Raw genomic sequence first — 25,068 nt, 5'->3', positions numbered from 1 at the left:
CAATCTATTGTTTTTCAGCAACGCAATATTGTTTATCCAGAATGCGCAGGAAGGGCAGATACAGCATGGCTCCAATCAGCAGGTTGACGATTTGCATCAAGCTACCGCTGATATGGCCGGTGACGATAAACCCGCTGATGACCGGTGGTAGAGTCCATGGAATAAATACGCCGGTGGTGACGGCAACCATGCCGATTTTCATGGCGATGTATTGAACGGTCACTAGAACCAATGGAACTAAGTTAAACGGGATCAGCATGATCGGATTCATGATGATAGGCAGGCCAAACAGGATAGGTTCGTTGATATTAAATACCGATGCGCCAGCGCCTAGGCGGGCAACCTCACGCATACTTTTGCTACGGGCAAAAAAGAGCATAGCGATGACCAGCGAGAGCGTAGCCCCCGCGCCCCCCATCCAGACCATGTCGAAAAATTGCTCGGTAATAATGTGCGGCGGTGTAACACCTGCCTGAATGGCCGCAATGTTGTCGGTTTGATTTTCCATCCATAGTGGACGAATAATTCCGTTCACCATTGAACCGGAGTTAATCCCAACCGACCATAGAATGGTGATCGATAACACCGTGAGCAGCGCGCCAACATAGGAGGTGCCAAAATGGCGCACCGGTGTGGCAACCACTTGATAGATGAACTGATGAATGGTTTCGTAATGCGTATGTTCGAAAACGATGCGAATGGCTAACACCAGTACGATCACAACCAGCGCTGGTATTAATGCAGCGAAGGACTCCTGTACCGCCGGTGGCACACCTTCCGGCATTTTGATAACCAGTTTTTTACGCTTTAAAAAGCAAAATAGCTCGGTCCATAACAGCGAGCCGATCATAGCGACAAACAGCCCCTTACTGCCGATCCACTCGGTGGGAACCACGGTAATATTGCCGAGCGCCTCTACCTTAATAAAAGGCGTCAGGATCAGAAAAGAAACCAGCGCCAAAATGCCGCAAGACACCCGGTCTTCTTCATAGTGTTCCGCTAGCCGATAGGCGACTAAAAAACTGATGAACAGCGACATGGTAGAGAAGACGGCGTTAAACGGTATTTCAACGATATTGCTCCACGTTGCGCCAAACATGCCGGTCATAAACTGCTGATAACTTTGGCTGGGAAATGACGAAATAATCAGTAAAACGGAGCCGACAATGATAAATGGCATGAATGAAACGTAGGCGCCACGTATCGCACACAGATGCCGCTGCTGCGCCGCTTTGGCCGCCAGTGGCATCAGTTTCGCCTCAAGAAATCCTAAAACGTTGCTCATAGAGAACTCCGTAAATTGCTTTTTAATGATGAAGTAACAGGATCTTAATGCGGCGATTATGTGTGAATGAGGTGATGATAAAGTTGCGTTAGTTCACAATGTGACGGTTACAACAAACAAGTCTCACATGATTGGATATCATTAATTCGATCGTTCGAGGAGATCTGAAATGGAAATTAAGCTACACGCTAACGCAACAACAACGCCCAGAGTTCGACGGTATATCCAGCAGTCTGACAAGAGCGATCGGGTGCTAGCGCAAGAGCTTGGCATTTCGGTGGCGACGGTGCGCCGCTGGCGACAGCGGCAAGATGTTGTCGATCAACATACGGCACCGAAAAATGTTCACAAAGTGCTGAGACCAGAGCAAAGCATGCTGATCAACTGGCTGAGACAAAAGCTGATGATCCCACTGGATGAGCTGGTCACTCTGGTTAATTTAGGGATGCAGCAAAGTGTTTCACGCGCGGGTTTAGACCGCTATATGCGACGTGCAGAATTGGCGCATATGAACGTGTTGGAGGCACGCGAGCTGCGCGGCAAGAAGGCCGTAAAGGCTGGAATTAAGCTAGGGAAGCTACGTTTATTTTATCAGCGCGTGAGTTTGCTGCCTCAAGACGGTGGTGAACATCATATTCTGTGGGCGCAAGAAGAGGTGAGCGGCTGGATGGCAGCACGCGCTTATGCAGGAGCTTCTCCTACGCTGGTGGTACATTGGCTGGAAGCGATGATGAAAATAACGCCTGCCGCTATACAATCTGTTGAGACTGAAAATAAGAAACTGTTCGGGAATGAATTGTCACCCGATCATCCATTACAGCAGTGGAGCGTAGAACATGGGCTACCATTGACGCTAAGAGCAGAGGATATCGCTGATATTACGTTACGACTGGAGTGTTTCTTGAGCGAGTTGATTCCTGCCATCGGGAATACTGACCTTGATGTTTTTCTGCAACAGGTGTGTGAACAGTACAATCAACGCTGGCCACAGAAAAAACTTGGTGGTTTGACGCCGGAGGCGTTTTGGCGAGAGTTTGCACAGTAATTGGCATAGAGAATGAAAAAGCCCCAAGCCGTTATCAGTTTGACTGATAGCACGCTTAGGGCTTTAGGCCTACCAACGAAAATTAGCTATTGCGCGGGTTCAGCTACGGCTTAATCACACTGAACTTTAATCGCCAAGCCGCCACGCGAAGTTTCACGATATTTCGCGTTCATATCTTTACCGGTTTCGTACATAGTTTCGATGACTTTATCCAACGAAACACGCGGTTCTGAGGTGCGCTGCAGCGCCATACGTGAAGAGTTGATGGCTTTCACCGAGGCAATGGCATTACGCTCAATGCAAGGTACTTGTACCTGACCCGCAACGGGGTCGCAGGTTAAGCCCAGATTGTGCTCCATGCCAATTTCTGCCGCGATACAAACTTGCTCAGGGCTGCCGCCCATCAGTTCAGTCAGACCCGCTGCCGCCATCGAACAGGCTACACCCACTTCACCCTGACAACCCACTTCAGCACCGGAGATTGACGCATTCATTTTGTACAGTGCGCCAACTGCGCCGGAAGCCAAGAAGTAGCGCACGAAAACGTCGGGTGTAACGGGTTCGATAAAGTGGTCATAGTAGGCCAGTACCGCAGGAACGATGCCACAGGCACCGTTGGTTGGCGCAGTAACGACACGGCCACCGGCGGCGTTTTCTTCGTTAACCGCTAAGGCAAACATGTTCACCCAGTCGATCACCGTCATCGGATCTTTATCGTATTTGTCGGTGGTGACGAGCATACGGCGTAATGCCGATGCACGGCGCGGTACACGCAGTGGCCCAGGCAGAAGGCCTTCAGTATTTAGACCACGGTCGATACAGGCCTGCATGGTTGCCCACACGTCGCCAAAATAGGCATAAACTTCATCTTTGGTATGCAGAGCGAGTTCGTTTTGCATAACGAGGCCGCTAATAGACAGCCCGGTCTCTTTGCAATGATCCAGCAGCTCCTGCGCGGAGTGGAACGGGTAAGGCACCGTCACGCCGCCCGCGCTATCTTTACCAAAGTGCTCTTCGTCAACGATGAAGCCGCCGCCGATAGAATAATAAGTTTTGCTATACAGCAATTTTTCGCCGGCAAATGCATGGATTTGCATGCCGTTTTCATGCAGCGATAGGTTATCGCTACGGAAGTTCATCCCGCCTTCGCGTGGGAAATCAACCTCATGCTGGCCATGAGCCAACAGCAGGCGCTGACGTTGCTCTACGTCGCGAATAAAACCCGGAATTGCATCGATATCCACGGTATCAGGCATGTTGCCTGCGAGTCCCATGATGATAGCAATATCAGTATGATGGCCTTTACCTGTAAGGGAGAGTGAGCCATAAACATCGACGGAAATGCGCGTGACAGAAGGTAGCAACCCTTTATCAATCAGATCGTCGACAAACTGTTTGCCGGCTTTCATCGGGCCCACGGTATGTGAACTGGAAGGGCCGATACCGATCTTAAACATGTCGAAAACGCTAATCACGTTGGGACTCCTTAGTAGACATTGCTTTCAGAAACATATAATCGTGCTTCGTGAAATACTGTCTTTATATAAAAGTTATTATACCGTTCATACTTCAAGCTGCTTACGCGTTGGCTGCACCCGCTCACCCCAGTTACTTACTAGAGTTAGCTCCGGGGGGACTCACAGGTTTGCCGCCTTCAAGCCGCTTGAATTATTTAGGGTATAGACTGCGGAAAACGGATTTGCCACCGTTAGTCCGTGGTGTTTTTTCTGGTGCTGTTTGCTCTAACGTTCAATGCGCTTGCTGCCGTGGAAGCAGATTCACATTATAAAAATTAATGTAATAATTCGCATATTGCTCACGTCATGACTAAAGCGCGCCAACAATAGCCGAACTTAACGAGTGACGCACGTGCAATCCCTCAATTTATCTATAACAAACGCAAAAAAAAACGATTAACCCTACATCGGGTGAGGTCTGTGAGCGGATTTATGCGACAAATAACCGTCACTTGATCGGCTTTCCCCTACGCTTGAAAAGGTAGTCTGACGAAAACATCTGCCACTGCAAACATACAAATTCATAGTGACTTATCTATGATATTGCGACATATGCCAGATAAATCAAGTAATGAGCTACGAATTTACCCGTATTTACCAAGGTTTATAGGGTTCACTTTAGCGGATAACAAAAAAAAGAGAGTGATAGGGATCGAGGAATCTCTAATCCATGGAGATAAGGGAATAAACCAACTCTATTGTTGAGATATGGGATTAGTTTTTTTGATGCAAATTCAATGTGTCTAAATATGGATCTGTTGAGCCAGTCGGCGAATAATCGCGGCCGTCATACCCCAAACAAAAAAATGCTCATACCAAGACAGATAGACCCGATGGCTATGCCCACTTCGGTGGATATCTAGCGGGTGATAGCGGGAGAGGGCGAGCGCTTCCCGCAGTGGCATTTCAAAGACGGCAGAAACTTCATCTTCGCTGGCGATAGGAGTGATATTAGGAGGCAGGAGTCCGACAACGGGAGTTACCCGAAAACCGGTAATGCTATCTACCGCCGGTAGCTGTCCGAGAATGTGAACGCACTCAGGAGATAACGCGATTTCCTCCTGAGCCTCGCGTAACGCCGTAGCAATTAAAGAGCTATCGGTCGCATCGGCGGCTCCTCCCGGAAAGGCAACCTGCCCAGCATGTTTGCGCAGATGGCTCGAGCGCTGAGTGAGTAATAGCGTCGGCTGTGGGCGATTAACGATAGGGATTAGCACGGCGGCTTGGCGCAGATTGTGCCCTTCGCTAGTTTGGATCGGCGCTTGAAGCTGAAAGCGAGCTACAAACTCGGTGAGTTCAGGAGAGAGCTTCATCATGCAGGCACCTCAACGTCACCAAGGATCGGCAATATTTTTCCCACTTTATCGAAGGTTTCCTGATATTCCGCCTCGACCTGACTGTCAGCGACAATGCCACCGCCGGCCCAGCAGTGTATTTTGCCATTCTCAGCTAGCAGCGTACGTATGGTGATACTGGTATCCATATTCCCGCAGCAGCTAATATAGCCAATGCTGCCGCAGTAGACATTACGTCGCTGAGGTTCTAATTCTTCAATTATCTGCATGGCGCGAATTTTGGGCGCTCCGGTGATTGAACCACCGGGGAAACATGCGCGAAGCAAATCGGTTGCCGTGAGATTGTTTGGCAGCGTGGCGGTGATGGTGCTCACCAAATGATGTACCGCGGGGAAGGGCTCGACGACAAAGAGTTCGGGGACGCGCACACTGCCCGGTTGGGCAACTCGGCCAACATCATTGCGCATGAGATCGACAATCATCAGGTTTTCAGCCTGATCCTTACGGGAATTGGCCAGCTTCTGCGCCTGTAATTTGTCGGCAGCAGGGTCGGCTAAGCGCGGCAGCGTGCCCTTGATGGGACGCGTTGAGATATGTTTTTGTTTAAGCTGTAAAAAACGCTCAGGGGATACGCTCAAAATCGCGCTTTCTGGTAAGCGCACAAACGCTGAAAAAGGCGCTTTGTTTTGCTCATTTAAACGTAAAAAAGCCTGCCATTCATCGCCTTTATAGCCAGCGCTAAAGCGTTGGGTCAAATTAATCTGATAGCAGTCGCCCGCACGCAGATAGTCGTGAATGCGGGCAAATCGCTGGCTATATTCTTCCTGAGTTAAATTGGCTTGCCAAGAGGAGGTTAATTGGAAGGGAGAAGGCTGCGGTGTTTCTACCTGCGCAGTCAACCATGCGAGGCGTGCTTGGGCATCGCCATGAACGATTAAGGTTAAGCGTTTTAACCTGTGGTCGGCGATTAATGCCCAATCATAAATTCCTACTGCCATATCAGGCGTTGATAAGTCGGCATTAGCTTGTTCAGGCAAGGTTTCAAAACGTCGCCCAAGGTCGTAGCCCCATAGGCCAACGGCACCGCCGCAAAACGGGGTATCGGCTTGTTCCGACATCGCTGGCAGCAAACGCGATAATTCTGCTTGAACTAAGCGCAGAGGGTCTTGCTCGCTATAACGAATATTGCCGTTTTCGGCAATAGCGGTTTGATGGTCACGTGTGGTTAAGGTAAGCACAGGTTCGGCGACTAAAATATCAAACCGATTATGGGGATGATTAGCGCCGCCTGAATACAACAGCATTGCCCAAGGTTGCTGGGCGAGCGGAGCGAAATAATGCAGCATGGCATCCGGAGTGTAGTCTAAATCAATACGTGACAATGCAGCAGGTGACGAGGTTATGGCAGTCATGGACGAGAGATCACTTTTATAGGTATGCAGATATTTTGGTTCAACGTCGATGTCGATATGACAAAGGTAAGACTATCATAAATTACAGGCAATATTAGCGGATAAATGCCCCTGCATTATCTAGGTTTGTGGGCTGTTTGCGGCTATACTCTTGCCCCCGTATTACCATTCAGCAGCAGGAGTTATTGATGAACAGCGGAATGCCAGCGTTATCACATACAGAACAGCAAGAGGCTGCCGATCGCATTCACAAATTGATGGAGCAGGGTATGAGCAGCGGCGAAGCCATTGCTCTGGTTGCGGCGGAAATTCGCGCCAACCATACCGGCGCACATATCCAAGTCTCATTTGATGACGAAGATGAAAATGAAAACGAAAGCCAAAACCAAAACCAAAACGAAGAATAGTCAGTAATAAAGCGGCGCGGAGAGATTTCCGCGCCGTGGTGTCCTATCCTTTCACTACCACACCGCCGCTGACTTGCTTGGCCAGCGCAATCGCTTTATCAACCGTCTCTTCATATGCTAACGCCACGCCTAAACGGCGGGTGCCATCGATTTCTGGTTTGCCAAATAATCTTATCTGCGTTTGCGATTGTAATGCTTGTTTCACGTTCTCGAAAACAACGTCGTTGCTGTGCAAACGTGGCAGGATCACCGCAGAGGCGCTTGGGCCAAATTGGCGAATATTACCGATAGGTAAACCAAGAAATGCGCGAACGTGCAGTGCAAACTCTGACAGGTCCTGAGAAATCAGCGTCACCATACCTGTATCGTGCGGGCGTGGTGATACTTCGCTGAAGATGACATCGTCGCCACAAACAAATAACTCAACGCCAAATAGCCCATAGCCACCCAGAGCCAGAACGACTTTACCGGCGATCTCCTGAGCTTTAGCTAGCGCGATGTCGCTCATCGCCTGAGGTTGCCATGATTCACGGTAGTCGCCGTCTTGCTGACGATGACCAATTGGCGCACAAAAATGTAATCCGTCACAGGCATTAATGGTGAGTAAGGTGATCTCAAAATCAAATTTCACCAGACCTTCAACAATCACTTTCCCTTGACCCGAGCGGCCACCTAACTGCGCATATTGCCACGCGCTAGCCATTTCATCGACATGGCGAATCAAACTTTGGCCTTTGCCGGATGAGCTCATGACGGGTTTGATAATGCATGGCAGACCAATTTCTTGCGTAGCAGCGTTGAACTCCGTCTCTGTTTCGGCAAAACAATAAGGAGAGGTGGGCAATTTTAGTGTTTCAGCGGCCAGACGACGAATGCCTTCGCGGTTCATGGTGAGCTGCGTCGCTCGCGCACAAGGAACGACTTTTTGCCCGTCATTTTCCAACGCAACCAGCATTGATGTGGCGATAGCTTCAATTTCTGGCACGATAAAGTCAGGGCGTTCACGCTCGACCAGCTCTTTTAGGGCCTCAGCGTCTAACATGTTTAACACATAGCTACGATGGGCAACCTGCATGGCCGGCGCATCGGCATAGCGATCGACGGCGATAACCTCAATGCCTAAACGTTGGCATTCGATAGCCACTTCTTTACCTAATTCACCGGACCCTAAAAGCATGACGCGAGTGGCATGTGGGCGGAGTGCAGTTCCAATCGACAACATAATCATCATCCTATGAGCTGGCCAAAAATCGGTTGCAGTATATACGAAAACGTTTGCGTGTCAGTAATTCGATTTAATTCGCGTCATGAAAATAAGGCTGGGCTGCCAATTTTATCCAAGCATAAAACACCTGACAGCCCGCCAAGCTGACTTGGATAACATGTGTTGCTAATTATTTATTCAGGAGATTAATTATATTCAGATATGAGTTGCGGTTGGATGTAGGTAACAGACAAAAAAATACGTCGGTAAGTGTCACCGGCTTTTAGCAGGTTGATTAAGTAAATTTTCATTTGTATGATAAATGTATTGTATGATAAATCTAGCTATCGGCAGGGGTGAATCTTTGCTAGGTACTGAATTTTGAATAATTAAAACAGCAATAGCCGTGCGGCTGGAGGGTTAGCGCGGTATAGGGGAGAAAGTGAACCATGAGTTCGACGTGTGTTGTTGAGACTGAATTAAAAGAAGACCATTGGTACCGAATTGCAAAGGAAATGTTAAGCCAGGCCGGCATTACAATAAACGGAACTCGGCCGCAGGATATTCGCGTCAAAAACCCAGAGTTCTTCCATCGTGTGCTGCAAGAGGGGTCGTTGGGTCTTGGTGAGAGCTATATGGACGGTTGGTGGGAGTGTGATCGTTTAGATATCTTTTTCCAAGATATTTTGGCCGCTGAACTTGATGCGCATTTGCCGAAACATTTCAGCGATATCGTGCGCATTGCGTCGGCTCGCATTTTCAATTATCAAACCCGGAAACGCGCATGGATCGTGGGGAAAGAGCACTACGATCTGGGTAACGACCTGTTTAGCCGAATGCTCGATCCGTATATGCAATATTCCTGCGCTTATTGGAAAGATGCAGAAACGTTGGAGCAGGCCCAGCAGGCAAAATTGCGAATGATCTGTGAAAAGCTGCAGTTGAAACCGGGAATGACCTTGCTAGACATTGGTTGTGGTTGGGGAGGCTTGTCACAGTTTGCGGCGCAAGAGTACGGCGTGTCTGTAAAGGGGGTGACGATTTCCGCTGAGCAGCAAAAGATGGCGCAAGAGCGCTGCGCAGGCTTAGATGTTGAGATTTTGCTACAAGACTATCGTGACATAAACGAAAGATTTGACCGCATTGTTTCCGTTGGAATGTTTGAGCACGTAGGCCCGAAAAACTATCGAACCTATTTCGAAGTCGTGGCACGCAATCTAAAAGCTGATGGGCTTTTCTTGCTCCATACCATTGGTTCTAATCAAACTGACCTGAACGTTGACCCGTGGATCAATAAGTACATCTTCCCAAATGGTTGTTTGCCATCCGTTGCGCACATTGCCTCAAAAAGTGAGGATTTGTTCGTGCTGGAAGATTGGCATAATTTTGGTGTTGATTATGACCGTACATTGATGGCTTGGTTTGAGTCCTTCCAGAAAAGCTGGCCGGAGATTAAAGACAACTATAGCGATCGCTTCTATCGCATGTTCACTTATTATTTAAATGCATGCGCTGGGGCATTTCGGGCAAGAAACATCCAACTTTGGCAGGTACTTCTGAGCCCTAAAGGCGTGGAAGGTGGAATTCGCGTTCCCCGCTGATAATGAAGGGGTCCGCAGTTTCGATTGCGGATCCTGTGTTCGCTATATATTGATGTAATAAAAAGATGACGGCGCGGTGCTGTTTATTTCAGGCTGTTATCCCATGTCTTATTCGTGTGTTTTATCGACAGCAAAGTTATATTTGTGATGTATGTCGCTATTTTATTTGTGAATGTTTTTGCGTATTAATAAAAAATTATGTAGGCAATGCGTATTTTTTACTGTGTTGATTAATAACAGTTTATTTTTTAGTTGCCGATTATTGTATTGGCTAATATTTGTCAATATATAGAAATATAACAGGCTGTACGTACAGTATTTATAAACAGGTATATCGGCCACGAAATATTTGCGCTGAGCATGAAACTATGCGTTAATACTGACGCCTGAAATGCTGATGTAATCATATCGCTTTTGTTCATTAAATGATTCGGCTTATATTTTTGCTCATTCTTAAATGGGCGTTTAATTAACCGAGCGTTAGGATACGATTCGTCTGAGTTATGTTAGTAAGCAGGTCTACCATGCCTAACGGCAAGTAATTTTAAGTAAAGGAAAGTTAAATGAGCAAGAAAACTGGTCACGTTAAATGGTTCAACGAAAGCAAAGGATTTGGCTTCATCACTCCAGCTGATGGCTCCAAAGATGTATTCGTCCATTTCTCTGCCATCAAGAGTGACGGCTTCAAAACTCTGGCTGAAGGCCAGCAGGTAGAATTCGCCATTCAGGACAGCCCACGTGGCCCGTCTGCGGCTGATGTTATTGCGCTGTAATTAAGCTGATACTATCATGCTGACAAAACCCGCCGAGTGCGGGTTTTTTGCATTTTAGCCTCAGAATGGATAGAACTCAGCAATGACTAATGAAAATATAACTTTCCAGCACGCAGAACAGCACCATCTTGCAATGTTAGCCGAAGTGGAACGCCTCGCAGCCGCGCAGTTTCCCGCTGACCGACTCCCAGAATCTTTTCGCAATGCTACGCTATCCGCTGAGCGCTTATTACAGGCACAAGCGTCGCAAAACCTTTGGGTAGCCATCCGCAATGAGAAACCTATTGGCTTTGCCATGCTTGAGGTCACCGGTGACTTTGCTCATTTAGCCGAAGTGAATGTACTACCCGCATTTAGCCAACGTGGAATTGGACATTTTTTGGTTGATCACGCCTTGGTCGCCGCTCGCCAACGTGGCTTCTGTGGGGTAGGGCTGACAACGTTTCTGGATTTAGCTTGGAATGCGCCTTTCTATCAGAAAGTCGGTTTTACGCTGGTGGGGGATGAGCAATTTCCTTTGTTAGAACGCGCGTTGCGGGAAGAACGTAATGCAGGGCTGATTCAACGTGTGGCGATGTTCTACTATTTCTAGCCATTTATGTCTCAACATCGCTTTTAATCGTTGTCAATTTTGCAGAAAGAGATAAAAATAAATATACTGATATTATATACAGTATCGTGGAGTGGTTTATGAGCGTTGAAATTCAGTACGTGGTTGTTCGTGATGGAGTAACAAAAATGACCTTTGCCAGTAAAAAAGAAGCAGATGCTTACGATAAGATGCTGGATCTGGCTGACAATTTGAGTGAGTGGCTGGCGGATTCTCCTATAGATTTAGAAGACAGCGCTTTGGAGACGCTCAGCTTTTACCTCGCAGAACATAAAGATCAGCTTTCGTTGCTATTGCGTGGCAACTCGCTTGAGTCGCTAAAAGCAGGTGATGAAGAAAAAAATGAGCCTAAAAAGGTAAAAGTCGCGGTTGATAACGCCGCCTAGTGTTTTAGTTCACATATTATTTACTTTTCTGGATCTAGAATGAAACGTGAGATAACATTTTACCGTCGTTTTGAAGCTGACATTTTGTCAGGTAAGAAAACCATCACTATCCGTGATAGCAGCGAGTCTCACTTTGAGAAAGGAGAGTTACTCAGCGTGAGCCGCTACGAAGACGGGGTCTATTTCTGCACTATCGAAGTTGAGAGTGTTACCCCCGTGTTGATGAGTGAACTGACGGAGCTTCATGCGGCGCAAGAGAATATGACACTGGACGAGCTGAAGCAGGTTATCAGCGAGATTTATCCAGGGCTTAATGAACTGTATGTGATTAGTTTCCGCATGCGTTAGCGCGCTTTGCCGTGTTCAGGCACACAGAGCGCGCGTTCATATCATGGAATAGCCACTGGCAGCAGGGACGATCTCTGCGCCAAAGCTAAATGAGGATTGAAAATGAACAAAATTACGTTAGGTGTGGCTGGATTGGCGTTGGCGTTTTCAGCTGGTGTTGCTCAAGCTCAACAGAGTGAGCAGCGCGTGGTGAAAATTGCTAACTGTGAGCAAACGACGGCAGCTCAGCTGTCTACGATGGTGAAGAACGACTTCTTACAAAATCGCATTCCGCGTTGGGCTGATGATAAAACATTGTTGGGCACCAGTACGCCAGTGGTGTGGGTGAGCCAGGATCAGATTACCCAAAAGGGGAATGACTGGGTGCTTCAGCTAACCGTACGCGGTAACAAAGTCGACAAAAACTATACTGTTAACGTTGATTGCAAAGCCGGTAAACTCGAATACTCTCACCCAGAATAAAGTTAGTTCCTATATCATCTAAAACCTCTTTATTAAAGTTAAAGAGGTTTTAAATTTCTTTTTAGGAAAAACCACAAAGTCCATATGTATTAATCTTAGGTATAAATCTTATTTCTATTAAATTCTTTCCATTATTGCGCTGGTGTCACGACTTTAAAATTAGAAGCAGAAAGAAAAATTTTTGACTATAAAATTTAAATTAAAAAACATCTTGAACTGGGAATTTGGCTTAGTTCGATATCATGGCCTAAAAATTTTGTTTATTAGGATAAAAGTGCTAACTTGTGTGTTTCTCACTTGAGAGAATATAATGTAAAATAGTTTTACTATAAAGCTTATCTTTTTGAAATTTAAGGTTTATTGAGATATCTTCTCGCTTTGTTTAGTGTAATTTATCTTACGACGTCATGGATGTGATTGCCATTGTGCATGTAAGTATGTGTTATTTTACTGCTAATGTGACGCTGGGCGGCTTTAAGTCGCTATTTTAATGTACAAACCCGCTGGTAGATTGGAGGAAATATTCACTATTTCTTCAGATTTGTAATTTAAGTGTTTTGAGATTAGCGAATTCTAATCTGAATGCAGTTAAATCAAGCATCATTTTATTAATAATTAGATAACAAAATGAATAATAAGCATTATAATGTTCTGGGTGTTTTAGACCAGAATGTTCCTCCTTTGGAATTAGAGATGGCTTTGCAAACAGCGTTGCAATCGGCCTTCACTGAGCATGAGTTTTATTTAGACTATCAAGCACAATGCAATATTAATGGCACTTTATTAGGTGCTGAAGCATTAGTCCGTTGGCGTCATCCTCAGCAGGGGACGCTTTTGCCCTATGATTTTTTGGATACCTTAGAGCGCTTTGGTTTGATGCACGCATTGAATCTTTGGATTGTTGATAATGTCTGTCAACTGCTGCAACGTGTGCATCGTGAAATATCCCCAGATTTAATATTGTCATTCAATTTGCCGCTCGCTCAACTTTACACAACGGAATTTACCGAGCAGATGGGTAATGTTTTACGGCGCTATGGTATTCCAGCAAATAGATTAGTTATTGAGTTGCTAGGTGATAATGATTTGTTTAGCGATCGGCTAATCATGACGGAATTACATAAACTGCGGGCACTTGGCTGCGGTTTGTCGGTGGATCATTTTGGAGACAATTATCAATTACTTTCCTTGCTCGCCGATTTGCCGTTAACGCAGATAAAAATCCCCGGCGAACTGATCCATGCAATGCAAAACCCTGATGCCTGTCAGTTGGTAGAGCATCTCATTTTGATCGCCAATGCGTTGAACATGAACGTGGTGGCAGAGCATGTTGAAACAGAAGAGCAGTTTAAAGCATTGGAGGCATTAGGCTGTCCTGCACTGCAAGGCTACTATCTTTTTAGTCCGATGAATGAAAAAAACTTTTTTATTGTGTGTAAACAGCTTACCGAGATCCGTAGGTCGTATAATAATGTAGAGAGGGATGAGTTATCTCCTATCGACTACAAGCGTTAAATTTGCCCCTTGCGTGAGCAATCACTGGGCGTAAGTTGGTCAGCGCTATTAAGTTACGATGCATCAGATTACAGGCGGTAAGCGTAGACAATGAATAAAGCCCCGATTGCAGCAAAACACCCGCACGTCATGGAAATGCATGGCGATACACGAACCGACAATTACTACTGGCTGCGTGATGATGAACGCAGCAATGAAGCGGTTTTGAGCTATCTTGAAGCTGAGAATGCCTATACTCAGGCCAGCATGCGTGGTGAAGAGGAACTCCGAAAGCAACTGTTTAATGAAATGGTTGAGCGTATTCCTCAAGAAGATGAATCTGTGCCTTATCAACGCAACGGCTACCGATATCAGTCGCGATATAAACCTGAACAGGAATATGCACTGTATGTCAGACAAAAGGCTGATGCAGCAGATAGTCGCGACTGGGAATTACTCGTTGATAGCAATGAGCGCGCGCAGGGCCATGATTTCTACGCTTTGGGCGGCATTGAGGTCAGCCCTGATAATCAATTGATGGCTATCGCTGAAGATTTTCTCTCTCGGCGCCAGTATGACATTCGCATTAAACGCCTAAACGATCACAGCTGGTATGACGAAGTTCTGGAGAATACGGCGGGGCACTTTGAATGGACTAATGATTCCACCACGCTTTATTACGTGCGCAAACACCCACAGACACTGCTGCCGTATCAGGTTTATCGCCATCGTTTAGGAACATCGGTTGATGAAGACCAATTGATCTATGAAGAATCTGACGATACTTTCTACGTCGGTTTAGAGAAAACGATCTCCAACAAATATATTCTGATTCATATTTCGAGCACCACAACCTCTGAAATTTTGATGTTGGATGCGGATGATACCAGCGCGAACCCTGAGATGTTTTTAGGGCGTCGCCGCGATCACGAATATAGCCTAGATCACTATCGCGATACCTTTTATATCCGCTCCAATAAAGATGGAAAAAATTTCGGTCTTTATCAATCAACATCGAGTCAGGAACAGACCTGGCAGGCCATCATAGCCGCGCGCAACGATGTCATGCTGGAAGGCTTTAGCCTATTTAAAGATTGGTTGGTGGTTGAAGAGCGCGAGCAGGGATTAACGCATCTGCGCCAGATCAAATGGCAAACCGGTGAAGAGAAGCATATCCGCTTCGATGACCCTACCTACATGACGTGGCTGTCGTTTAACCCTGAGCCTGATACCGCACTGTTACGCTATGGCTATTCTTCCATGACCACGCCAAGCTCTGTATTCCAGATCAATATGGATACCGACGAGCGCACGTTGCTTAAGCAGCAAGAAGTAAAAAACTTTGATGCAGGCGCTTATCGCAGCGAACGGCTGTGGGTAACCGCCCGCGACGGTGTGAAAGTACCGGTTTCCATTGTATATCGACAGGATCTCTTCCGTGCTGGGCACAATCCCGTATTGGTCTATGGATATGGCTCCTATGGAAGTAGCATGGATCCCGCCTTTAGTGTCAGTCGCTTAAGCTTGCTCGACCGTGGTTTCGTATTTGCTCTTGCCCATATTCGCGGCGGTGCGGATCTGGGGCAACAGTGGTATGAAGATGGCAAACTGCTGCACAAACAAAATACCTTTAGTGATTTTATTAGCGTTACCCAATATCTCGTTGATGAGAAATATGCCAATGCCAAACAGGTTTACGCCATGGGAGGCAGCGCAGGGGGATTGCTGATGGGAGCGATTGTGAATCAGGCTCCTCATTTGTACCACGGTATCGTAGCTCAGGTTCCATTTGTGGATGTTGTGACGACGATGCTTGATGAGTCTATTCCACTGACCACGGGCGAATATGACGAATGGGGCAATCCAAATGATGCTGAGTATTATCATTACATCAAGCAGTATAGCCCTTATGATCAGGTGAAAGCGCAGGATTACCCCCATATGCTGGTGACCACTGGGTTACATGACTCGCAGGTGCAATATTGGGAACCTGCGAAATGGGTGGCAAAACTGCGCGAGCTGAAAACAGATGACAATCAACTTCTACTCTATACCGATATGGATGCTGGGCATGGTGGCAAATCAGGGCGCTTTAAAGCCTATGAAGATATTGCGTTAGAATATGCCTTTATTCTGGCCTTAGCCGGTATTCATCAGTAAATTTTAAAGCCTATGTATGCGAGCGTAATATCGCTTACCTCATAGGCTTTTTTCTTTGAATTTTTTCCTCTATTCGCAAGGATCCCTATGCCTTTTATCCAAATAAACGACCGTCAAATGCACTATATCGATCGCGGTGAAGGCTTTACTCTGCTTCTTGGCCATAGCTATATGTTTGACTCCAGCATGTGGGCGCCACAAATCGAAGCGTTGAGCCAGCATTTTCGTGTCATTGCGCCTGATTTATGGGGACATGGCAAGTCAGATCCTCTGCCGGAGTCTCGACGTGCGCTGAAAGATTTAGCCTGCGATCACTTAGCGCTCATGGATGCGCTGGATATCAATGAATTTGCTGTCGTCGGGCTGTCTGTGGGGGGAATGTGGGGCGTAGAGCTAGCGGCGATGGTTCCAGAACGCGTGCGAGCGTTGGTGTTAATGGACACCTTTGTTGGGTTGGAACCTGAAGTGACATTCAAGAAATATGATGCGATGTTAAATGCGATTGATGCAGCTGGCAAAGTGCCTGCTGTACTCGTTGAACAAATCGCGCCAATGTTTTTCCGCCGCGAACCGCTGCCCCATTTGGTGGAAGCATTAGCTGAACATTTAAGTCATATGCCAGAATCTGTTTTACGCCAAAGTATTGTACCCCTTGGCCGCATGATCTTTGGGCGCGGCGATAACTGTCCATTGTTGGAAGAGCTTAAGATGCCTGCGTTGGTGATCACAGGTGAACAAGATGCGCCAAGACCGCCATTAGAAGGCTATCTCATGGCTGAAATGCTCAACTGTAAGCAATTGGTTGTGCCTCAGGCGGGTCATATTTGCACGCTTGAGCAGCCTGAGTGGGTCAATGAAGCCTTGCTGAATTTTCTCATGTCGATTAAATGACAGGGCCGTGGAACAGGTCAGCAAACGCTGCTGATTTGATATAGCTGCACACTACAAAATGAATTAATAACGCGCCAGCTAAGCCTGGCGCGTTATTGTTTAGGCAAAACCGATAAAGAAACCTGCAATGGTGGCACTCATGAAATTTGAAAGAGTGGCAGCGGCCAGTGCACGAAGTCCCAACTGAGCAATTTCAGATGCGCGCTGTGGTGCAATCGCAGAAAATGCGCCTACAACGACGCCGATAGAGCCGAAGTTTGCAAAACCGCATAGTGCAAACGAGACAATGGCGATGGTTTTGGTATCCAGCGCACTGCCTGCTTGCAGATAGGGCGAAAAGCTGAGGTAGGCAACAAACTCGTTGATGGCCAATTTTTGCCCGATCAGACTCCCTGCAAGCGTGGCATCTCCCCAGTCGACGCCCATTAGCCACGCCAGCGGCGCTAAAATATAACCAAAGATACCTTCAAGCGTGGCGTGGCCGAAGCCAAACCAACCACCAACTCCACCAATAATGCCGTTGATGAGAGCAATGATCGCGACAAACGCCATAACGACCGTTGCTACGCCTGCGGCAATTTTCATTCCGGCAATTGCTCCGGCTGCAATTGCCTCAATAAAGCTTTTGGGTGGAGTTTCAGTAAACGAAAGATTATCAAAGGTTATTAGAGAAGCTTCGGTGGCGGGGCTCAGAATACGTGCAAACAAAATACCACCAGGGATCGCCATCAGAGAAGCAGCCAGTAGGTAATCAATCGGTACGCCTAATCCGGCATAGCCAATCATCGTCGATCCAGCGATAGAGGCCATCCCGCTGCAAATGACGGTAAACAGCTCATTGCGATTCAAACGGTCAATAAACGGTTTTACAATCGCGGGCGTTTCGTTTTGGCCAAGGAAAATAGTGGTTACCGCGACAAAAGACTCTATTTTACTAATGTTAAGTGCTTTCTGGAAAATTCCGCCTAAGATACGGATTAAAATCCCCATCACACCTATATAATAAAGCAAGCTGACTAACGCAGTGATAAAAATAATGGCAGGTAAGACACGAAAGGCAAAAATAAATCCAGAACCATCAAACAGTTTATCCATTTTCGGCCCGACTAATGAACCAAAAATAAACGCGCTACCAGCATCGCTATAAATCATGACGTTATGTATGCCGAGAGCAGCCTGTTCTGCCAACCATTTTCCTGGTGGGAAATAGAGCATGGCACCGCCGATGATAATTTGTAATATTAGCGCTGCACCAACGGTACGAATGCTTATTTTCTTTTTATTCACTGATAGCAAAAATGCAATTGCCAACAGTACCACCATACCTAGAATGCTTCTCATTGTATCCATTATGAATACCTTTTATAAACGTTTTATGGTATGACTGATATTAATAGACAACAAGATGTTGCCTATTAATATTCGATAGACAAGGTGTATATATACTGCGTACCCCAAAAAGTGTAAGCCACATTGAGAGTGCTAAATAATTCACCTCGATGAACTCACCCAAGCCAGTCGTTGTGGTGTGCGAAGGCAGCCAAATAAAATTTAGTTTAGGGTATTGTAGATATAGTCTTTGTCACAAAATGGTTTATCAGTATGAATTAAATATACATCCGCACGCATTCTTCAACTACGTTCCAGAACCATTTGGTATCAATGGTCATCCCCACTTTGGTGTTAGCCCGTTTTCCGGTTACGCCGAGTTCATCGCATACAGTACGCCCGTAGCATGGACCGTTGTTCACATCGATTTCTACATACATATCCTGCATTTTGAAAGCGTTAGGATTGATGAGATAGCCAATGCAGGTTGCATCGTGCACGGGGCCGCCAGCTAAGCCATAATTTTCATATTGTGTTTTAAGCGTAAAGTTCATGATGTCGCTGAACAATTCACCGGCGGGGCCACCTACTTTTTCCATTCGGGTAATGACATCCGCAGTGCAGATAGTCTGGTTGGTTAAATCTAACCCCATCATTACCAGCGGGACTCCAGAGGTAAATACCACGCGGGCAGCTTCGGGGTCGGCATAAATATTAAACTCTGCCGAAGGTGTAAAGTTTCCCGTGCCGTATGCGCCACCCATTAATATAATTTCGCGAATTTTCGGTAAAATAGCTGGCTGCATACGCATAGCAACGGCAATATTTGTTAATGGTCCAACGGGGACGAGCGTAATGTCTCCATCACTGTCCATCAATGTGTCAATAATATATTGAATGGCATGCTTGCTTTCGGCTTGGCGAGTTAGTGGTGCAAACACAGGGCCGTCTAATCCGCTCTCGCCATGGATATTGTCAGCCACTATTTGTTCACGCATTATAGGCTGTGGCATACCAGCATGAATAGGTACATGAATACCTAGTTTCTGACACACGTTTAATCCATTAATGAGGGTTTTATTTAGCGTTTGGTTTCCTGCAACAATGGTTATCCCAAGCAAATCAATGGCAGGATGTTTTGCCGCAAGCATAATAGCAATAGCATCATCATGGCCTGGGTCGCAATCGAGTATGATTTTTCTTTTTTCCATTGTTATATCCTCTTTTATATTAAGAAATAATTTATTATTAGTTTAATAATTTCAGACATGTTTCTTCGCAGCGTTTGAAGCATAACAATAGAAAACGTATATTAAATATGAGAAATCTCATATTGGGGAGAGGGCGATGAAGGAAGTCTTGGATGCGAGTCTGCGGCAGCAACTGCTGGAAGCTACGGGCTATAGCCAAAATTTTTCTATTGATGTTGTGAGTGATACAAAGCTGTTCCACGTGCCCGCGGGGGATTTCATTGTCAAAGAGGGTCACTCTCCCACCTATCTGTTTTACCTTGCTCAGGGGAGGGCCAAGCTGTATTCAACGCAGGCTAATGGCCGCATATCCTTGATTGATTTCTTTGCAGCGCCTTGTTTTATTGGCGAAATTGAGCTGGTAGATATCGATCACGAGCCACGTGCTGTACAGGCTATCGAGGCCTGCTGGTGCCTAGCGCTATCGGTAAAAAAGTACCGTTCACCGCTGTTAAATGACGCGACTTTTTTGCGCAATCTTTGCGTTGCACTCAGTAAAAAAAATTACCGCAACATTATCTCGCTGACGCAAAACCAATCGTTTCCTCTGATTAATCGCTTGGCCGCTTTTATTTTATTAACTCAGCATTGTGACATGTATCGCGAAAAACATACTTCTGTGGCCGAGTATATGGGCGTTTCGTATCGTCACTTACTGTATGTGATCGCTCAATTCACGCAGGATGGGGTGTTGGTCAAGCAGAAGGCGGGATACATCATTACGAATAAAAGTGCGCTGACAGCGCTAGCGCTTGAGATGGCACCTGACAACTCACTGGCAGAGCTATAATGGGTATTGGCGAAACCTAAAAAGGGGCCCTAAGGCCCCTTTATGCATTCACATAGGATCTAGATCCGTTAATTAACGAATTAGAACTGGTAAACAACACCCAGTGCAACGATGTCATCCGTGTTGATGCCAGCGTTGTTAGTGAAGCGGTTGTCATCCAACAGGTTGATTTTGTAATCAACGTAGGTAGACATGTTTTTGTTGAAGTAGTAAGTCGCGCCGACATCAACGTATTTAACCAGATCCTGGTCGCCGTAACCGTTGCCGATGTCTTTACCTTTTGATTGCAGGTAAGCAACGGATGGACGCAGACCGAAGTCGAACTGGTACTGTGCTACGATTTCAATGTTCTGAGATTTGTTAGCAAAGCCGTAAACTGCATCTGGGCCGCTTGCAGAGAAATCACCGAAACGGTTAGCGTTATAAGCCTGAGTATACATAGCGGCTAAATAAACGTTGTTAGCGTCATATTTCAGACCACCGGTGTAGATATCTGCTTTATCGCCGTGACCATAATACTGTGCACGGTTCTGTTCGTTGGTGCGGTCAGATGAAGAGTACGCTGCTGCTGCGCTAATGCCCCAGCCCAGATCGTAGGACAGAGACATACCGTAGCCGTCACCGTTCTGACCTTGAGCTGAACGACCATTGTTGGATTCTTCTGGGCTATCGTTTTTGCCCTGATACTGCAGAGCAAAGTTCAGGCCGTCAACCATACCGAAGAAGTCGGTGTTACGGTAGGTCAGCATGCCGTTACCACGTTGGAACAGGAAGTTATCCGCACCGTAGGTATCGCCACCGAACTCTGGCAGCACGTCAGTCCAAGAACCAACATCATAGATCACACCGTAGTTACGGCCATAATCCAAAGAACCGAACTCAGCAAATTTCAAACCAGCGAAGCCAACACGGGTAAAGTTGTTGTTATCTTGGCTTTCTGCATGGTTCAGGTTTGCTTGATATTCCCACTGGCCATAGCCGGTCAGCTGGTCGTTAATCTGAGTTTCACCTTTGAAGCCGAAACGAACGTAAGACTGATCGCCGTCTGAACCGTTGTCGTCTGAGAAGTAGTGCAGGCCATCTAATTTACCGAACAGATCCAGCTTGTTGCCGTCTTTGTTGTAGATTTCTGCAGCGTTTGCTGCGCCTGCAACTAAAAGTGCAGGGATGATTACTGCCAGCAGATTACGTTTCACTATGATATTCCTTCTTAGTTTTTTGACCGGCCAAGGTCAGTTATATGTGCCACTGCTTATTTATGTTTTTTTACACTCGCTGTGTGAACTTAAGTGCGTTCCATCAGTCAAAGTTCACGCTACAAGCATAGCTTAATAATATGTTTAATGCGCTATAAATAAAAAGTGCCTATGCGACGTTTATTTATTTTTTATGGTAATTAAATGTATTGAAATGTAAATGAAGCAAAGATAAATATACAAAGCTCAAGTGGGGCTCCCCATTTTCTTTCGGAAAAAGATACCCTTAAGTGATAATTCACAGTTCGAATATTCTCGTTTGATTTATAAGAAATGCCTCACCACACAAAATGCAAATTACAATGAAAAATATGATGTATAATTAAATCTCATCATTGTTACTGCATTTTTTTACTGTGTCTTAAGATTCTTTTTACACCGATCCTTTATTTAAGGTTCGGTTTTTTTTATCCATTTGTTATAATAAATCGTTATTTATCAATGTGTTATTATGATCTCTCGCGAGTTGGATGTTCATTTTTGATATTATGGAAAATATTTGCCGATGGACTATAATAAGAAATTACTTGTCAAATGATGCCGTTGTTAAATTGAGTTTTAGCTATTCGTGCTATTGCTTCTGGTATCTCTCACTTGTTATTCAGTTATATCCCTTCCTTTACACGTGCTATCCCTTTGTTTGGTCATTCAGGTTTGAGACAATAAACCGCACATATAATCAAGAATTAACAAATTTTGAGCTTCGGGGTAATTAAATGTGAAGTGGCATAACGGCTGCATCGAGTGGAAATAATTGAGCAGAGAATTATGGCTAGTATGCCTATATCAAAGGCGATTATTGGCTGTTAAACGATCTATTCAAGGGGGCTGAAGAAAGAAATAATGAAGGGGATAGAGAGAGGAATACTACAGCGATATTATTCTCGAACTGCTGATTTTCCCAACTCGTACTTTCTGCGCATATGGCCTAATTTTGGCAATAAAAAAACCCGCCGCAGCGGGTTTAAGATACGAAATACGTTTACTGATTAATCACCATCTGGATGTGCGCGTTTTGCTCTCTTTTCCGCGCGTTTCTCTGCAGGGCTCTTCAACGGTTTTTTCTTCGCATTCTTTTTGCTATCCATTCCCTTACTCATTTTGGCCTCTCTTAACCGTAGTTAGGTTGGTATGCCCGTTAACTAAAGCTCTCTACGGCCAAACTTGCAAGCTACATTTTGTATAGATAGTTCAACATAATGATTTTTATGAATTTATTAATCAGTGATGACAGATAGGAAAAGTATGTCAGTAAGTCGTTTATCGCATAGTTGAAAAACGTGAACATCTGGTTGCGATTTTGTTGCTGGCTGCATGGAAATGCGCGAACGGAAAATGTAAGATATAAATCAATATGCTAGCGTATTTGATGACTTTATATGGGGGCGTAAACCTTATTGTGAACGTCATCAATGCGCGAACCTGCGACTCACAAAAGGAATGCGATTCTATGAAAATGCTTAAAACGGCTCAATTTCACCTATCTGGTATCGGTGCCGCGCTGCTGCTGGCCGTTTCTCCACAGGTATTTGCTCATGCGCATCTTACCGATCAAACACCTGCTGCTAAAAGCCAAGTGAGTGCACCATCTGAGCTGACGTTCGTTTTTAGCGAAGGTATTGAAGCGGGGTTTAGCAAAGTCACGGTAGTTGGTCCTGAAAACCAGCCGATCGCTACAGGCAAGTTATCGGTAGCGGGTAATGACAAAACCCATGTTTCCGTTCCTTTTACCCAGCCCTTAAATAAAGGTGAATATGCGGTGAGCTGGAACGTTGTTTCTGTCGATGGACATAAAACCAAGGGCCAGTACACCTTCTCTGTTAAATAGGGCTAATTATGAGTATCACGGCTCTCTATGTTTTGTGCCGTTGGGTTCATTTTGCCACTGCGTTACAAATTTTTGGCTTAGCTCTTTTTGTCGGGTGGATTGCTCCACCCGTGCTTCGGCATAACCTAGAAAAACAAACCAGAGCGCTATTGGGTACGAGTTTAGTGCTTTGTGCTTTTAGCTCTTGGCTTATGGTGACGTTACAAGCAGGACAAATGGGTGATGGCTGGCAAGACGTCATTAGTCCAGATACTTGGCTTGCCGTTATGCAAACGACATTTGGCGAGGCGTGGCTGCTACAACTGATATTTTCCTCTCTACTGCTGATAGCGCCTTTATTCACACCAAATATTCGCCGCTTTTTACTCACCTTATTTGCCGCACTATTGCTGATCACCTTAGCTCGTACAGGCCATGCATCGGCGGAGCAGGGCATTAGCGGTATAGCACACCGGCTTAATAATGGTATTCATCTGCTGAGTGCGGGTTTTTGGTTTGGCGGTTTGCTGCCGTTCTGGCTCTGCGTACGGCAACTATCAGGTGCCGCTAAAGCTTTTGCCATGCAGGCGGTGATACGCTATTCGCGTTGGGGACACCTTGCGGTAGCGCTGGTCATCGTCACGGGCATAGGTAACGTGGCGTGGATTTTAGGCGGCTGGCCGCGGGTGCTCGACTCTGTCTATCAGCGTGGGTTGTGGCTGAAGATCTTGCTGGTGGCCGTGATGATCGGTATTGCACTTTATAACCGCTACCGCGTGGTGAGGAGCATGGGCCAAAACCGACAACGGGCATTAACGTTACTGGCGGGCAACGCCGTCGTTGAATGGTTATTGGCGCTGTTGGTTCTGCTTACGGTGAGTTTTTTCGCAACTCAGCCACCTATTTAGAATAAGATAGCAATAGTTTTTGATTGGACGACAGTGGAACTTCATGATGAAAAAAAGTGTGTTACTGACAGGATTATTGACGCTGGCGGGCGTTTTTTTATCTGCGCAAGCATTCGCGGCGCGTACCGTAGAGACGGTGAGTAAAGCGCAATTCGGTAGCCAGTGGGCCTTTGTAAAAGAAGAAGTGCAGCTGCAGTGCACAAAAAATCAGGCATTGTTTGTCATTAATGCCAGCACGCTGGCACAGTATCCTTTAGATGAGAAGGCAAACAGCTTGGTGAAAGCCAAAAAAATGGCCGCATTACCGTTAGAGACAATATTGCTAGACGATCCGAATCATCCTGGGCAAAAGATGAGCGTAGCGCCCTTTATCGAGCACGCGCGTCAGTTGTGTCAGTAGTTTTGCAAGCAACATCAAGAGGCGGCGAAAAGCCGCTTCTTTGTTATATGGTGGGGATAAGGTGGCACTTGCCAGAGTACCACCGGAGGTGATTTATGCAGCGGCTGGCATACCGCATAGTTTGGTTAAACTTCGAGCGCCAACCATAACGGTGGCAACGTAGGATTGACGGCGGGTCACAACTTCCACCGCGATGAGTTTATCTCGATATTTAATATGATAAGTAGAAGGCCATCCTTGACGGGCAAGGCCATAGGCTTTGGCATGCTGATCGATCGCTGCATGCGCGACAACGAGGTGAGAGAAGTTTGTATCGCCTTTAATGATTCGCTTCATAGAGGCTCCGTAATACATAAATCCGTCAAAATATTTGTCTGTCAGCACTGAGCTGACCTCTTTGTTATAGCACCAATATCAATAACATTGCAGTATGACTTT

General features: G+C 46.0%; 24 protein-coding genes. 15 read left to right on the top strand and 9 right to left on the bottom strand.

Features of this window, described 5'->3' with window-relative positions:
* Nucleotides 1-4: 4 nt before the first annotated feature.
* Nucleotides 5-1,285, bottom strand: a complete 1,281-nt coding sequence (celB, locus tag AB3Y96_RS12250) for a PTS cellobiose transporter subunit IIC (RefSeq protein ID WP_040044860.1) — start codon at nt 1,283-1,285, stop codon at nt 5-7.
* 169 nt (nt 1,286-1,454) lie between these two features.
* Here celB and AB3Y96_RS12245 point away from each other — a divergent pair, with 169 nt between their 5' ends.
* Nucleotides 1,455-2,330 (top strand): hypothetical protein, encoded by an 876-nt coding sequence (locus AB3Y96_RS12245; protein ID WP_072309595.1) that lies wholly within the window; start codon nt 1,455-1,457, stop codon nt 2,328-2,330.
* Between the two features lie 110 nt (nt 2,331-2,440).
* On the opposite strand, the gene sdaA is transcribed toward AB3Y96_RS12245, so the two are convergent.
* The 3 genes from sdaA to pabB all read right to left on the bottom strand — a co-directional run bounded on the left by sdaA (nt 2,441) and on the right by pabB (nt 6,554).
* Nucleotides 2,441-3,805, bottom strand: coding sequence for an L-serine ammonia-lyase (gene sdaA / locus AB3Y96_RS12240; protein ID WP_025796805.1), 1,365 nt, complete (start codon nt 3,803-3,805; stop codon nt 2,441-2,443).
* Between the two features lie 785 nt (nt 3,806-4,590).
* Nucleotides 4,591-5,163 carry a CoA pyrophosphatase gene (locus tag AB3Y96_RS12235; protein WP_367299314.1) on the bottom strand — a complete coding sequence of 191 codons (573 nt, stop codon included), beginning with the start codon at nt 5,161-5,163 and terminating at the stop codon, nt 4,591-4,593.
* Entirely contained in the window at nt 5,160-6,554 is a 1,395-nt protein-coding gene (gene pabB, locus AB3Y96_RS12230) for an aminodeoxychorismate synthase component 1 (RefSeq protein WP_367299313.1), read from the bottom strand. The genes AB3Y96_RS12235 and pabB overlap by 4 nt, the downstream gene beginning before the upstream one ends.
* A gap of 188 nt (nt 6,555-6,742) precedes the next feature.
* Here pabB and AB3Y96_RS12225 point away from each other — a divergent pair, with 188 nt between their 5' ends.
* Nucleotides 6,743-6,961: a YoaH family protein gene (locus AB3Y96_RS12225; RefSeq protein WP_367299312.1), complete on the top strand. Its 219-nt coding sequence runs from the start codon at nt 6,743-6,745 to the stop codon at nt 6,959-6,961.
* Between the two features lie 43 nt (nt 6,962-7,004).
* Here AB3Y96_RS12225 and purT read toward each other — a convergent pair whose 3' ends face one another.
* The gene (gene purT / locus AB3Y96_RS12220; RefSeq protein WP_072309591.1) at nt 7,005-8,183 is read right to left on the bottom strand and encodes a formate-dependent phosphoribosylglycinamide formyltransferase; all 1,179 of its coding nucleotides are present in this window, start codon (nt 8,181-8,183) and stop codon (nt 7,005-7,007) included.
* Nucleotides 8,184-8,614: 431 nt separating this feature from the next.
* Here purT and cfa point away from each other — a divergent pair, with 431 nt between their 5' ends.
* The 9 genes from cfa (at nt 8,615) to AB3Y96_RS12175 (ending at nt 16,890) form a co-directional block, all read left to right on the top strand.
* Nucleotides 8,615-9,766 (top strand): cyclopropane fatty acyl phospholipid synthase, encoded by a 1,152-nt coding sequence (cfa, locus tag AB3Y96_RS12215; protein WP_072309590.1) that lies wholly within the window; start codon nt 8,615-8,617, stop codon nt 9,764-9,766.
* A 563-nt stretch (nt 9,767-10,329) separates the two neighbouring features.
* Nucleotides 10,330-10,539 carry a transcription antiterminator/RNA stability regulator CspE gene (cspE, locus tag AB3Y96_RS12210; protein WP_004094959.1) on the top strand — a complete coding sequence of 70 codons (210 nt, stop codon included), beginning with the start codon at nt 10,330-10,332 and terminating at the stop codon, nt 10,537-10,539.
* A gap of 82 nt (nt 10,540-10,621) precedes the next feature.
* On the top strand, nt 10,622-11,131 hold the full coding sequence (locus tag AB3Y96_RS12205; RefSeq protein WP_072309589.1) for a GNAT family N-acetyltransferase: 510 nt from the start codon (nt 10,622-10,624) through the stop codon (nt 11,129-11,131).
* Nucleotides 11,132-11,229: 98 nt separating this feature from the next.
* Nucleotides 11,230-11,535, top strand: a complete 306-nt coding sequence (locus tag AB3Y96_RS12200) for a YebG family protein (protein ID WP_072309588.1) — start codon at nt 11,230-11,232, stop codon at nt 11,533-11,535.
* Nucleotides 11,536-11,574: 39 nt separating this feature from the next.
* Nucleotides 11,575-11,883, top strand: coding sequence for a N(4)-acetylcytidine aminohydrolase (gene yqfB / locus AB3Y96_RS12195; RefSeq protein ID WP_072309587.1), 309 nt, complete (start codon nt 11,575-11,577; stop codon nt 11,881-11,883).
* 102 nt (nt 11,884-11,985) lie between these two features.
* Complete coding sequence (gene yebF, locus AB3Y96_RS12190; protein ID WP_367299311.1) at nt 11,986-12,345, top strand: protein YebF; 360 nt, start codon at nt 11,986-11,988, stop codon at nt 12,343-12,345.
* Between the two features lie 627 nt (nt 12,346-12,972).
* On the top strand, nt 12,973-13,860 hold the full coding sequence (locus AB3Y96_RS12185) for an EAL domain-containing protein (protein WP_367299310.1): 888 nt from the start codon (nt 12,973-12,975) through the stop codon (nt 13,858-13,860).
* A gap of 90 nt (nt 13,861-13,950) precedes the next feature.
* The gene (locus AB3Y96_RS12180; RefSeq protein WP_367299309.1) at nt 13,951-15,999 is read left to right on the top strand and encodes a S9 family peptidase; all 2,049 of its coding nucleotides are present in this window, start codon (nt 13,951-13,953) and stop codon (nt 15,997-15,999) included.
* An 87-nt stretch (nt 16,000-16,086) separates the two neighbouring features.
* A complete protein-coding gene (locus AB3Y96_RS12175) occupies nt 16,087-16,890 on the top strand; it encodes an alpha/beta fold hydrolase (protein WP_072309583.1) in 804 nt (267 codons plus the stop codon).
* Between the two features lie 99 nt (nt 16,891-16,989).
* On the opposite strand, the gene AB3Y96_RS12170 is transcribed toward AB3Y96_RS12175, so the two are convergent.
* Together AB3Y96_RS12170 and rihB are read right to left on the bottom strand one after the other, a co-directional pair.
* Nucleotides 16,990-18,240: a NupC/NupG family nucleoside CNT transporter gene (locus AB3Y96_RS12170; RefSeq protein WP_367299308.1), complete on the bottom strand. Its 1,251-nt coding sequence runs from the start codon at nt 18,238-18,240 to the stop codon at nt 16,990-16,992.
* A gap of 257 nt (nt 18,241-18,497) precedes the next feature.
* The gene (gene rihB / locus AB3Y96_RS12165; RefSeq protein ID WP_367299307.1) at nt 18,498-19,430 is read right to left on the bottom strand and encodes a ribosylpyrimidine nucleosidase; all 933 of its coding nucleotides are present in this window, start codon (nt 19,428-19,430) and stop codon (nt 18,498-18,500) included.
* A gap of 136 nt (nt 19,431-19,566) precedes the next feature.
* Between rihB and yeiL the strand changes: the two genes are divergently transcribed.
* Nucleotides 19,567-20,259, top strand: a complete 693-nt coding sequence (gene yeiL / locus AB3Y96_RS12160) for a transcriptional regulator YeiL (RefSeq protein WP_072309580.1) — start codon at nt 19,567-19,569, stop codon at nt 20,257-20,259.
* Nucleotides 20,260-20,339: 80 nt separating this feature from the next.
* Here yeiL and ompC read toward each other — a convergent pair whose 3' ends face one another.
* Entirely contained in the window at nt 20,340-21,455 is a 1,116-nt protein-coding gene (ompC, locus tag AB3Y96_RS12155; RefSeq protein WP_072309579.1) for a porin OmpC, read from the bottom strand.
* A 1,510-nt stretch (nt 21,456-22,965) separates the two neighbouring features.
* Between ompC and copC the strand changes: the two genes are divergently transcribed.
* Genes copC through AB3Y96_RS12140 form a run of 3 tightly spaced genes read left to right on the top strand, consistent with a single transcriptional unit; the run spans nt 22,966 to nt 24,630 of the window.
* On the top strand, nt 22,966-23,343 hold the full coding sequence (gene copC, locus AB3Y96_RS12150; protein WP_072309578.1) for a copper homeostasis periplasmic binding protein CopC: 378 nt from the start codon (nt 22,966-22,968) through the stop codon (nt 23,341-23,343).
* A gap of 8 nt (nt 23,344-23,351) precedes the next feature.
* On the top strand, nt 23,352-24,230 hold the full coding sequence (copD, locus tag AB3Y96_RS12145) for a copper homeostasis membrane protein CopD (RefSeq protein WP_367299306.1): 879 nt from the start codon (nt 23,352-23,354) through the stop codon (nt 24,228-24,230).
* Between the two features lie 46 nt (nt 24,231-24,276).
* Nucleotides 24,277-24,630 carry a YebY family protein gene (locus AB3Y96_RS12140; RefSeq protein WP_072309576.1) on the top strand — a complete coding sequence of 118 codons (354 nt, stop codon included), beginning with the start codon at nt 24,277-24,279 and terminating at the stop codon, nt 24,628-24,630.
* 93 nt (nt 24,631-24,723) lie between these two features.
* Here AB3Y96_RS12140 and AB3Y96_RS12135 read toward each other — a convergent pair whose 3' ends face one another.
* The gene (locus AB3Y96_RS12135; protein ID WP_008813610.1) at nt 24,724-24,966 is read right to left on the bottom strand and encodes a DUF4060 family protein; all 243 of its coding nucleotides are present in this window, start codon (nt 24,964-24,966) and stop codon (nt 24,724-24,726) included.
* Nucleotides 24,967-25,068 lie beyond the last annotated feature (102 nt).

It is taken from the genome of Hafnia alvei (assembly GCF_964063325.1).
Taxonomy (GTDB): Bacteria; Pseudomonadota; Gammaproteobacteria; order Enterobacterales; family Enterobacteriaceae; genus Hafnia; species Hafnia alvei_B.
This window is presented reverse-complemented; position numbering and strand designations above follow the sequence as displayed.

What these genes read in the sequence shown, in the direction of transcription:
- pabB (WP_367299313.1), bottom strand. Translation starts at nt 6,554, where the DNA reads ATGACTGCCATAACCTCGTCACCTGCTGCATTGTCACGTATTGATTTA.
- AB3Y96_RS12140 (WP_072309576.1), top strand. Translation starts at nt 24,277, where the DNA reads ATGAAAAAAAGTGTGTTACTGACAGGATTATTGACGCTGGCGGGCGTT.
- AB3Y96_RS12205 (WP_072309589.1), top strand. Translation starts at nt 10,622, where the DNA reads ATGACTAATGAAAATATAACTTTCCAGCACGCAGAACAGCACCATCTT.
- copC (WP_072309578.1), top strand. Translation starts at nt 22,966, where the DNA reads ATGAAAATGCTTAAAACGGCTCAATTTCACCTATCTGGTATCGGTGCC.
- yebF (WP_367299311.1), top strand. Translation starts at nt 11,986, where the DNA reads ATGAACAAAATTACGTTAGGTGTGGCTGGATTGGCGTTGGCGTTTTCA.
- AB3Y96_RS12225 (WP_367299312.1), top strand. Translation starts at nt 6,743, where the DNA reads ATGAACAGCGGAATGCCAGCGTTATCACATACAGAACAGCAAGAGGCT.
- AB3Y96_RS12235 (WP_367299314.1), bottom strand. Translation starts at nt 5,163, where the DNA reads ATGATGAAGCTCTCTCCTGAACTCACCGAGTTTGTAGCTCGCTTTCAG.
- AB3Y96_RS12245 (WP_072309595.1), top strand. Translation starts at nt 1,455, where the DNA reads ATGGAAATTAAGCTACACGCTAACGCAACAACAACGCCCAGAGTTCGA.
- yqfB (WP_072309587.1), top strand. Translation starts at nt 11,575, where the DNA reads ATGAAACGTGAGATAACATTTTACCGTCGTTTTGAAGCTGACATTTTG.
- celB (WP_040044860.1), bottom strand. Translation starts at nt 1,285, where the DNA reads ATGAGCAACGTTTTAGGATTTCTTGAGGCGAAACTGATGCCACTGGCG.
- AB3Y96_RS12135 (WP_008813610.1), bottom strand. Translation starts at nt 24,966, where the DNA reads ATGAAGCGAATCATTAAAGGCGATACAAACTTCTCTCACCTCGTTGTC.
- purT (WP_072309591.1), bottom strand. Translation starts at nt 8,183, where the DNA reads ATGTTGTCGATTGGAACTGCACTCCGCCCACATGCCACTCGCGTCATG.
- cspE (WP_004094959.1), top strand. Translation starts at nt 10,330, where the DNA reads ATGAGCAAGAAAACTGGTCACGTTAAATGGTTCAACGAAAGCAAAGGA.
- rihB (WP_367299307.1), bottom strand. Translation starts at nt 19,430, where the DNA reads ATGGAAAAAAGAAAAATCATACTCGATTGCGACCCAGGCCATGATGAT.
- AB3Y96_RS12180 (WP_367299309.1), top strand. Translation starts at nt 13,951, where the DNA reads ATGAATAAAGCCCCGATTGCAGCAAAACACCCGCACGTCATGGAAATG.
- copD (WP_367299306.1), top strand. Translation starts at nt 23,352, where the DNA reads ATGAGTATCACGGCTCTCTATGTTTTGTGCCGTTGGGTTCATTTTGCC.
- AB3Y96_RS12200 (WP_072309588.1), top strand. Translation starts at nt 11,230, where the DNA reads ATGAGCGTTGAAATTCAGTACGTGGTTGTTCGTGATGGAGTAACAAAA.
- AB3Y96_RS12175 (WP_072309583.1), top strand. Translation starts at nt 16,087, where the DNA reads ATGCCTTTTATCCAAATAAACGACCGTCAAATGCACTATATCGATCGC.
- AB3Y96_RS12170 (WP_367299308.1), bottom strand. Translation starts at nt 18,240, where the DNA reads ATGGATACAATGAGAAGCATTCTAGGTATGGTGGTACTGTTGGCAATT.
- AB3Y96_RS12185 (WP_367299310.1), top strand. Translation starts at nt 12,973, where the DNA reads ATGAATAATAAGCATTATAATGTTCTGGGTGTTTTAGACCAGAATGTT.
- yeiL (WP_072309580.1), top strand. Translation starts at nt 19,567, where the DNA reads ATGAAGGAAGTCTTGGATGCGAGTCTGCGGCAGCAACTGCTGGAAGCT.
- cfa (WP_072309590.1), top strand. Translation starts at nt 8,615, where the DNA reads ATGAGTTCGACGTGTGTTGTTGAGACTGAATTAAAAGAAGACCATTGG.